Raw genomic sequence first — 10,424 nt, 5'->3', positions numbered from 1 at the left:
TAAAATATAAAACGCCCAATGAAGTACATCAGGCGTTTTAATTAAATGACTGTCAACCTATATTAGGACGGGTCAAAACTTTGAAGAATAGATTAGTTACGCTTGTTGCTCTCTTGCTATTGCACGGTAAGCAATGTCAGTTCTGAATTGAACATCTTTCCACGAGATTTGATTTAACAACGTGTAAGCTTTCTCTTGTGCTTCAGTTACTGTATTACCTAAAGCAGTTGCACATAATACACGTCCACCATTAGTTACTACATTACCATCAACTAAAGATGTGCCTGCATGAAAAGTTTTTGCATCGTCAGCTTTATTAACCTCTAAACCTGAGATCACATCACCTTTATTATAACTTTCTGGATATCCACCTGCGGCAAGAACAACACCTACAGCCGCTCGTTCATCAAAAGAAATTGTGGCTGTATCAAGCTTGGCATTACAAGCTAATAAACAAAGTTCTGCTAGATCGGATTGTAAACGCATCATAATTGGTTGTGTTTCTGGATCTCCAAAACGACAATTATATTCAATGACTTTAGGCGTACCATCTGCATCAATCATTAATCCAGCATATAAGAAGCCAGTGTAAGGTGCACCTTCATTAGCCATACCTTCTACTGTTGGGTATATAACTTCATTCATAATTCGATCATGAATTTCAGGTGTTACTACTGGAGCTGGAGAATATGCCCCCATACCACCAGTGTTTGGACCTTTATCTTCATTATATGCACGTTTATGATCTTGACTTGTAGCAAATGGTAATACATTTTTGCCATCTACCATTACGATGAAGCTTGCCTCTTCACCTTCTAAAAATTCTTCAATAACTACTCGATGACCTGCATCACCAAAAGCATTGCCTGCTAACATATCTTCAATAGCATCTTCAGCTTCTTTTAATGTTAAGGCAACAATTACACCTTTACCTGCCGCTAAACCATCAGCTTTAACAACAATAGGTGCGCCCTGCTCTCTAACATAAGCAAGAGCTGGTTCAATTTCTGTAAAATTTTGATAATAACCTGTAGGAATATTATTGCGAGCAAGGAAGTCTTTAGTAAATGCTTTAGAACCTTCTAATTGCGCAGCTTTTGCACTAGGTCCAAAAATGGCAAGTCCTTCAGCTTGAAAAGCATCAACAACACCATCGACTAGTGGTTGTTCAGGCCCTACAATAGTCAGTTCAATTTTATTCGTTTTAGCAAAAGCAACTAAACCAGTAATGTCGTCAGAAGATATATCTATATTTTCTACTTTATCTTCAGTTGATGTACCTGCATTACCTGGAGCGACGAATACTTTTTCAATATTTGTTGATTGTGCAATTTTCCACGCAAGTGCATGTTCACGACCACCACTACCTATAACTAAAACGTTCATTTACTATTGTTTCCTGTGTTTTAAAATAATTAACGTATATAGCGCTGTTTGTTAACAACGCTATATAAAAGCGTTAGTTTATTTTATAAATTTTAAAGTCATGCGATCACTTTCGCCAATCGCTAAATATTTTGCTTTATCTTCGTCACCTAATCTTAATACTGGTGGTAAAGTCCAAACACCTCTAGGATGATCAGCTGTATCATTTGGATTTGCATTAATATCGCTTGTTTCAACCAGAGTAAAACCTGCTTCTAAAGCTAATTTTACAGCTAATGCTTCAGGGAAGTAACCACTATTAATGTTTTCTTCAAAGTTTTGACTTTCAGGCATACGATGTTCAACTACACCTAATACACCACCTTTTTTCAAAGCTGTGTAAGCATCTTTGAATACTTGTAATGTTCCATCTTCTTTCCAGTTATGTAAATTACGGAAAGTTAGTACTAAGTCAGCCGTGCCTTTTGGTGCTAGTGCGCTTTCTTGTCTAGGCACAAAGTCGGTTAACTCAACTTCACTATACATTTCATTGCTTGCTAACATTTTAACTAATTTCTTACGAGAGTTACTAAAATAGTTATCTTCACCTGTATCTGGGTAATGAGCTCCATAAAGCTTACCTTTACCTTTTACAGCTGGAGCTAATATTTCTGTATACCATCCGCCACCAGGAGTAATTTCAACAACTGTCATAGATGAATCAAAGCCAAAAAATTCTAATGTTTCTTTTGGATGACGGTAAACGTCTCGTGCTTTGTTTTTATCTGAACGTTGATCACTAGCAATGGCTTGATCTAATTGAGAAGGTTCTTGAATAGGTGCCGCACAAGCAGTTAATAAGCTTGCCGATACGATTGAGGCAGTAAGTAATTTTATCAGTGTAGTCATTGTGATCTCCGTTAACTAACGAGAATTAATTTTAAAAAATCAGTTATAGCAGACTTAATGTATATGAGTAATATAACAAACGCTAACTTGTTGATTTAAATTAGCATTTAAACTTTATAAAATTGTAATGAAATATATCAGATAATTGTTTACGAAGTTAATCTTTATATGAAAATTAACTTCGCAAACAAAGCAGTATTAATGATTATATTAATACTGCTTTATAGAGAAGTAATTAAGGCTTAATGTCTAAAGTGACGCATACCTGTAAATACCATAGCAATACCATGTTCGTCTGCTGCTGCGATAACTTCGTCATCACGCATAGAACCACCTGGTTGAATTACCGCTGTAATACCTGCTTCTGCAGCTGCATCTAAACCATCACGGAATGGGAAGAATGCATCTGACGCCATTACTGAACCTTTAACTTCTAGATTCTCATCAGCCGCTTTTATACCTGCAACTTTTGCAGAATAAACACGACTCATTTGGCCAGCGCCAACACCAATAGTTGAGCTGTTTTTAACGTAAACAATCGCATTAGATTTAACGAACTTGGCTACTTTCCAGCAAAATTGTAGATCGCGCATTTCGTCTTCAGTTGGCTGACGCTTAGTCACAACTTTTAAATCGCTAGCCGCTACACTGCCTTGATCTCTATCTTGAACTAACAAGCCACCATTAACACGTTTGTAATCAACACCTGTAGTTTTAGTATCCCATTGACCACATTCTAATAAACGAACATTAGGTTTAGCTGCAACAATTTGAGCTGCTGCATCAGAAATACTTGGTGCGATAATAACTTCAACAAATTGGCGAGAAACAATAGCTTCTGCTGTATCTGCATCTAATTCACGGTTAAATGCGATTATGCCACCAAAAGCTGAAGTAGGATCAGTAACATAAGCACCTTCATAAGCTGCTAGGATGTTATCACCAATTGCTACACCACAAGGGTTGGCATGTTTAACAATTACACACGCTGGCTCATCAAATTCTTTAACACATTCTAAAGCTGCATCTGTATCTGCAATATTATTGTATGAAAGAGCTTTACCTTGAATTTGGTTTGCTGTTGATACTGAAGCTTCTTCAGGATTAGCTTCTACATAAAAAGCTGCATCTTGATGTGAGTTTTCACCGTAGCGTAAATCTTGTTTCTTAATAAACTGACTATTTACAGTACGAGGGAATTTGTTACGGTTATCAAATGAAACATCTTTATCTTCAGAGTTGTATGCTGGTAACATTTTACCGAAGTAATTTGCGATCATTCCATCATAAGCTGCTGTATGTTCATAAGCGGCAATAGCTAAATCAAAACGTGTTTGATAAGTTAATGAATCGTTGTTTGCATCCATTTCAGCTAGCACACGAGCATAATCATGAGCGTTAACGACAATGGTTACGTCTTTATGATTTTTAGCTGCAGCACGAACCATAGTTGGTCCGCCAATATCAATATTTTCGATAGCGTTTTCTAAACTACAGTTCTCATCACTTACTGCGTCAGCAAAAGGGTAAAGGTTTACTACAACAATATCGATAGCGCTAATATCGTTCTCAGCCATAACTTCTTCATCAATTCCACGACGAGCTAAGATGCCGCCATGAACTTTTGGATGAAGTGTTTTAACACGTCCGTCCATGATTTCAGGATGACCCGTGTAATTTGAAACTTCAGTTACTTGGATACCATTATCTGCTAATAATTTTGCTGTTCCGCCTGTTGATAAAATATCAACACCTTTACCAGCTAAACTTCTAGCGAAATCTACAATACCTGTTTTGTCAGATACACTTAATAGTGCGCGCTTAATTGGGCGTGGAGTTTCCATTGCTGTTTTGTTTACCTTTAATTGAGTAACTATGTTAACAAGAACCACTCTAGTTACATGTTACTTAAAATAGAAAAATCGTTTAAAGTAAAATAAAAAAGCACCCGAGGGTGCTTTTTAGTGACAGGTTAAACCTGCCGTAATTCTTAGTTCATACCGTATTTTTTTAACTTCTTGCGTAAAGTACCACGGTTGATACCTAATAAGTTCGCAGCGCGTGTTTGGTTGCCACGAGTATACTGCATTACTTCTTCAAGCATTGGTGCTTCAATTTCCGATAGTACAAGGTCATACATATCATCTACATCATTACCATTTAACTGAGACAAATAGTTTTTGATAGCTATTTTAGCTTGAATACGTAAAGGCGATGCCTTTGTCTGAGTTTGTAAATCACCAGTAATAAATGGAGAGGAAATATTTTGTTCAAACATAAAGTTGAGACTCTTTCTAAGTTAAATTATCAAAATACAGATCTAATGATGTGAGCTGTTCATTTACAGACTCTAAACCATTAAAAATAGAACGAAACTGTTTATCTGGATCTCGCGTCTGCATATACCAAGATACGTGCTTACGAGCAAATCTTACGCCCATAAAGTCACCATAAAAATTGTGTAAATCCTTTACATGCCCAGTAATAACTGAACGTACCTCATCCAATGAGGGAGCCGACAAATGTTGACCCGTTGCCAAGAAATGATTAATTTCTCGAAAAATCCAAGGATTTCCTTGGGCACCACGACCAACCATTATTGCATCAGCATTAGTGTATTCTAGTACTTGCTTAGCTCTTTCAACTGTAGTGATATCACCATTAGCAACTACAGGAATAGAAATTGAAGCTTTAATTGCTTTAATGGTGTCGTATTCTGCTTCGCCTTTATAAAAGTCGTTGCGGGTACGGCCATGAACAGCTAATGATTGAATACCATTGTGTTCAGCAATTTGCGCTATTTCTATTCCATTGCGAGTATTTTCACACCAACCGGTGCGAATTTTAAGTGTTACTGGAATATCAACCGCTTGTACAACCGACTTAACAATCTGCTCTACTAGGCTTGGTTCTTTCAGTAACGCTGAACCCGCTAATTTTTTATTTACCTTTTTAGCTGGGCATCCCATATTAATATCAATAATTTGGGCGCCATTATCAGCATTAACTTTTGCTGCAAATGCTAATTCGTCTGGATCAGATCCTGCAATTTGCACAGACCGAATACCTGACTCATTATTACTTACCAGTCGGCGTTTAGACTTTTCTGTATCCCACACTTTAGGGTTTGCCGATACCATTTCTGATACTGCAAGCCCAGCACCCAATCGACAACAAAGCTGCCTAAAAGGTTGATCTGTAATTCCCGCCATTGGCGCTAAAATTACATTGTTTGGTAATTGGTATGGACCTATCTTCACACTGCTGTTTTTTTGAGCTACTCGTCAAAAGGGCGCTAAGTTTACGCGTTTTTTTTGCGATTGAAAAGGATATAAATTGAACAAAATTACTTTTTTTTTGTGTTTTTATTATTGACATTTTGTAAAGCACTGATGTGAGTAGTTTTCGTACAATATACAAACAAAAACTACCCACTAATTTATTTTATTTATGCTTAATTTTTTGTGCCCGATAAACGAACCCATTCTTCTTTCACTTGAACGGGGTCCATTTTGCACCATTTACCATAAATTTCTTGAAGTGTTTGTGCTTGATCTTCTAAAACACCAGACAATGCAAGTACACCTTTTTCAGCAACAAACTCGATAATAGTAGGAGCTAATTCTCGTAATGGGCCAGCTAAAATATTGGCCACTACAACATCAGCTTTAAAGGTAGGTTGATCGGCAGGTAAATATAATTCCAATCGATCTTCAACATTATTACGCTTGGCATTAGCTAAACTTGCTTGCAATGCTTGCGGGTCAATATCAATGCCTATCACTTTAGTTGCACCGAGTTTTAATGCAGCAAGTGATAAAATTCCAGAGCCACAACCAAAATCTACAACAGTTTTACCAACAAGATCTAAACCATCAAGCCAAGTTAAACATAAAGCAGTGGTTGGATGCGTGCCTGTACCAAATGCTAAACCAGGATCTAACATAACATTTACCGCATCAGGTTCAGGTACATCTCTCCAGCTTGGGCAAATCCATAAACGCTCACCAAATTTCATTGGGTGAAAGTTATCCATCCACTCTCTTTCCCAATCTTTATCTTCAAGTTGCTCAAGCTTATATTGCATCTCATTTCTGTCAGGATGAATACTTTTTAAATAACTAACAACTTTGTCCATGTCGTGGTTAGCTTCAAACAACCCCATAACCACCGTTTGATTCCAGTAAATCACTTCATCACCAGGTAGCGGCTCGTAAATAGGCGTGTCTTTCTCATCAATAAAAGTAACAGCTTGCGCGCCACTAGCACTTAACCAGTCGCTATATTTTTCAGCCGTTTCTTCATTTGCGTTTAATCTAAGCTGTACCCAAGGCATCTTAACTCTCAACTATTATTTAATTTACCATTTAACTATTGCGCATAGTTTAACACTCTCAGGTTAATACCAGTACCACATAAAGTAATAAAATATAATAAAGCAATCATTGTAATAAATAAGCTATCATTGTAATAAATAAGCTATCACGCCATCATTAGTTTACACCTAACATTTAAACTTCTATTAGCTAAAGCAACCTAAAGTAGACACATGAAATATTTCCCGATTTTTTTAGACGCTAAATACATCAACGCAGTTGTTATAGGGGGTGGTGATGTTGCCGCTCGTAAAATTGAGTTACTGCTAAAAACCACAACAAATATTACGGTGATGTCTGAGCAGTTATCTATTAGTGTTGAACGCTTAATTGAAACCCACAAACTCCATTGGCTTCAGCATAATTATGAAGCAGGCCATATCGAAAACGCTAACCTAGTTATTGCTGCCACAGATAATACAGAAGTGAATCAAGCTGTCGCTGCAGAAGCAACAAAGTTTAAACTACTGGTAAATGTTGTAGACCAACCCGATCTTTGTACTTATATAACGCCAGCAATTATAGATCGCGACCCAATGTTAATTGCTATGTCTAGTTCAGGTAGTGCACCTATATTATTAAGAATGTTACGTGAGCAAATAGAAAAAACATTACCCGACGGTTACGGAAAACTGGCAGATTTTGCATTTAAGTTCCGAGACCATGCAAAAGCTCGTATAAAAGGGATCAGAAATAGAAGAAGCTTTTGGGAGCAAATATTAAGAGGTTCGGTCGGACAATTAATACTTGATGGGAAAAATACTGAAGCTGAGCAGCAACTCATTTCAAATTTGAAAGAAACTATGGTGCCACCTCAAGGCGAAATTGTTTTTATACACACTTTAGATGGTGAACCAGACAACTTAACCTTAAAAGCTCACCGAGAATTACAGTTTGCCGATGCTGTTTTTTATGATGAAACAGTTAACCTCACATTGATTGAATATGTAAGACGCGATGCTGACAAATACCCTCAAGATATTTTGGCTTCTGTTTTAATTAACTTTCAACATGCCTTAGAGCTAGCTGAACAAGGTCAAAAAGTTATTTATTTATTATCAGGGAATAACATCTTACCTAAGAATGAAGCGTTGCTACAAAGTAAAATAACTTATAAAGAGCTAAGCAGTGGCATTTAATCCATTGATAAAAAACACAATTTACATTTTTGCAACAAATTAATAGCAATATATAACAATTAATCTTTTTAAGTGCTAAAATTACTGGGTCGTTTTAAATAAATATTAATAAGGGAATACCTATGTTTGATCTTAAAAAAATTATTTCTGCTACTATCTGTGCAGCTTCTGTTGTAGCACTTTCAGCTTGTGGCGATAACAACGCTGAAACTAAACCAACTAAAGCTGAAATGGAAGCTGCAGCAACTGAATCAAGCTCTTCATTACTTGATGATGCTAAATCTGCTGGCTCTGATGCAATGAACTCTGCTAAAGAAATGGGTTCTGAAGCTATGGAAACAGCTAAAGAAAAAGGTAGTGAAGTTATGGATTCAGCTAAAGAAGCTGGTTCAGAAGCTTTAGAAGCTGGAGCTGACGCTATGGACTCTGCTAAAGAAGCAGGTTCAGAAGCTATGGATTCAGCTAAAGAAACTGGTGCTGACTTAATGGATAGCGCTAAAGAAAAAGCTGAAGCAGCAAAAGCAAAAGCTAAAGCAATGATGTCTGACGAAGGTTAATCTTCGCTTAAGACAGTACTAAAGCAGTACATGATATTAAAACGGACTTAGGTCCGTTTTTTTATGTATTATTTTTACCTTTTACTGAATGTATGTGTAAGTGAACAAGCTATAATGTAAAACAGACTCGATAATCAACTATCACTAGAAATAGTACAAACACATCTACCTCTGCACAAACCTATTCAAACCCGTATAATGTTGTTATTCAGTCTTCTTATATATTGCTAAGTCGACATAGAGGTAGATCTGTATCACTCCAATTCATCATGGTTCATAGAATGCTTAAAACTGAAAATTGCTTTATTCCTTTCAAAAGCTCAATAGAAAACTATTCATTGCCCGAATATTTTACCTTTCCGTTTTATTATGAGCCGCATCCATTATGCGTGTTAGCGGCTAAAGAATTACAAGATTATTTGCTTAGTCAAACTACATGGCAGCATAACTTTGGTTTAGGTGATAACAAAGACAATGCCTCGGGAAAAATGTTTGGTGTGTTATTGGTTGAAAATGGGCAAAAAGAGATAGGTTACCTAACGGGCTTTTCAGGAAAGCTATGTGGTGAATATACGGTTGGGCGATTCGTACCTTCAGTACCTGAAACCGAACAACGCGTAAAACAACATGAAGAAGTTGATAATAAAGTTTCAGAACTTTTATTTTCACAACAATTTGATCGAGAGCAGTTAGCAATAAATGAATTAACGGCACAGTTAACTAAGCTTGAAAATAATCCACAGCTGAAAGCTTTAAACCACGAGTTGACCTTTTTAATTGATGAATGCCAAACTGATGTTACAAAACATCAAGCGTTAATGGCAGTAAACAGAAAGGCACGAAAAATAAGAAGAGCAGAAGCCGAACAAATATTTGCTAGCAATACTAATTCGCAAGAAAAAGATAATGAAGCATTAACTCAACTATTTGCTTTACTAGCTAAAGAAAGCGTACATGATAAAAACCAATTAAAAGCTCTAAAACAACAATGGCAACAGAAAATAGATGAGACACAAAAAGCGCTCAACATACTAGAAAACGAAATAACAAACCTTAAAGATGAAAGACAAAGCCGTTCTTCTGTTTTGCAAAATCAATTGTTTCAACAATATCAAATGGTAAATAAAGCGGGTTGTACTCAATCACTACAAGATATTTTCAAACCAACACCTCAGCAAATTCCACCATCAGGCTCAGGGGATTGTGCTGCACCTAAGTTAATTCAATATGCTTTCAGAAATAACTTTAAAATATTAGCTATGGCTGAATTTTGGTGGGGAATGTCGCCTAAGTCTGAAATCAGACAACACAAAAACTACTATCCTGCATGCTCGGGAAAATGTGAACCTATTCTTAATTGGATGCTAGATGGCATAGCGCAAGATGAAAACCCTTTATTAGTAAATACCGCCCACGCCAAAACTCTTGAAATTTTGTATCAAGATGACGTGATGGCCATAGTAAATAAACCGAATGACCTACTTTCTGTTCCCGGTAAAAATATTCAAGATTCAGTGCAAACACGTATTAAGCAATTAATTCCAAGCGCTACCGGACCTATAATTGTACACCGACTTGATATGTCTACTTCAGGCTTAATGGTGATCGCGTTAACTAAAAGAGCTCATAAACAATTACAAAAACAATTTATAGCGAGAACTGTCACTAAAAGATATGTTGCGCTATTGGAAGGTAAGTTAACTTGCACTCCTAAAGGTGAAATTGCTCTTCCTTTAACTGGTGACTTTTATAATCGCCCTCGCCAAATAGTTTGTGAAGAAAGCGGAAAACCTGCTCATACTACTTGGGAACTTATTGAGCATATAGATAACAAAACCAAGTTATATTTATCACCTAAAACAGGGCGTACTCATCAATTAAGAGTTCACTGTGCACATCCTTTAGGTTTAAATATGCCTATTTTAGGTGATGACCTTTATGGTAATAAGTCGACACGTTTACATCTTCATGCTGAAAGTATTAGCTTAAGCCACCCTATCACTAAAGAAGAAATATCATTTCACTGCCCTGCTGAATTTTAATAACACTAGCTGTTCAATAAAATAGTGCTAGGATTA

Annotated in this window: 9 protein-coding genes; 3 read left to right on the top strand and 6 right to left on the bottom strand. The window is 36.6% G+C overall.

All coding sequences use genetic code 11. The annotated features are described in order from the left end of the window. Positions 1-96 precede the first annotated feature (96 nt). The 6 genes from purD to prmA all read right to left on the bottom strand — a co-directional run bounded on the left by purD (position 97) and on the right by prmA (position 6,610). Entirely contained in the window at positions 97-1,386 is a 1,290-nt protein-coding gene (gene purD, locus Q5N69_RS17355; RefSeq protein ID WP_304370352.1) for a phosphoribosylamine--glycine ligase, read from the bottom strand. 78 nt (positions 1,387-1,464) lie between these two features. Beyond that, positions 1,465-2,274, bottom strand: coding sequence for a class I SAM-dependent methyltransferase (locus Q5N69_RS17350; RefSeq protein ID WP_304370351.1), 810 nt, complete (start codon positions 2,272-2,274; stop codon positions 1,465-1,467). A gap of 242 nt (positions 2,275-2,516) precedes the next feature. Continuing rightward, positions 2,517-4,118 carry a bifunctional phosphoribosylaminoimidazolecarboxamide formyltransferase/IMP cyclohydrolase gene (gene purH, locus Q5N69_RS17345; protein ID WP_304370350.1) on the bottom strand — a complete coding sequence of 534 codons (1,602 nt, stop codon included), beginning with the start codon at positions 4,116-4,118 and terminating at the stop codon, positions 2,517-2,519. A gap of 146 nt (positions 4,119-4,264) precedes the next feature. Further along, entirely contained in the window at positions 4,265-4,552 is a 288-nt protein-coding gene (gene fis, locus Q5N69_RS17340) for a DNA-binding transcriptional regulator Fis (protein WP_304370349.1), read from the bottom strand. A gap of 16 nt (positions 4,553-4,568) precedes the next feature. Beyond that, complete coding sequence (dusB, locus tag Q5N69_RS17335; RefSeq protein ID WP_304370348.1) at positions 4,569-5,534, bottom strand: tRNA dihydrouridine synthase DusB; 966 nt, start codon at positions 5,532-5,534, stop codon at positions 4,569-4,571. Positions 5,535-5,728: 194 nt separating this feature from the next. Beyond that, positions 5,729-6,610, bottom strand: a complete 882-nt coding sequence (prmA, locus tag Q5N69_RS17330; protein ID WP_304370347.1) for a 50S ribosomal protein L11 methyltransferase — start codon at positions 6,608-6,610, stop codon at positions 5,729-5,731. A gap of 213 nt (positions 6,611-6,823) precedes the next feature. Between prmA and Q5N69_RS17325 the strand changes: the two genes are divergently transcribed. The 3 genes from Q5N69_RS17325 to Q5N69_RS17315 all read left to right on the top strand — a co-directional run bounded on the left by Q5N69_RS17325 (position 6,824) and on the right by Q5N69_RS17315 (position 10,388). Further along, positions 6,824-7,789: a siroheme synthase gene (locus Q5N69_RS17325; protein WP_304370346.1), complete on the top strand. Its 966-nt coding sequence runs from the start codon at positions 6,824-6,826 to the stop codon at positions 7,787-7,789. A gap of 122 nt (positions 7,790-7,911) precedes the next feature. Beyond that, positions 7,912-8,346, top strand: coding sequence for a hypothetical protein (locus Q5N69_RS17320; RefSeq protein WP_304370345.1), 435 nt, complete (start codon positions 7,912-7,914; stop codon positions 8,344-8,346). 281 nt (positions 8,347-8,627) lie between these two features. Then, positions 8,628-10,388 (top strand): RluA family pseudouridine synthase, encoded by a 1,761-nt coding sequence (locus Q5N69_RS17315; RefSeq protein WP_304370344.1) that lies wholly within the window; start codon positions 8,628-8,630, stop codon positions 10,386-10,388. Positions 10,389-10,424: the final 36 nt, after the last annotated feature.

The sequence above is a fragment of the Pseudocolwellia sp. AS88 genome, assembly GCF_030551755.1.
GTDB lineage: Bacteria > Pseudomonadota > Gammaproteobacteria > Enterobacterales > Alteromonadaceae > Pseudocolwellia.
This window is presented reverse-complemented; position numbering and strand designations above follow the sequence as displayed.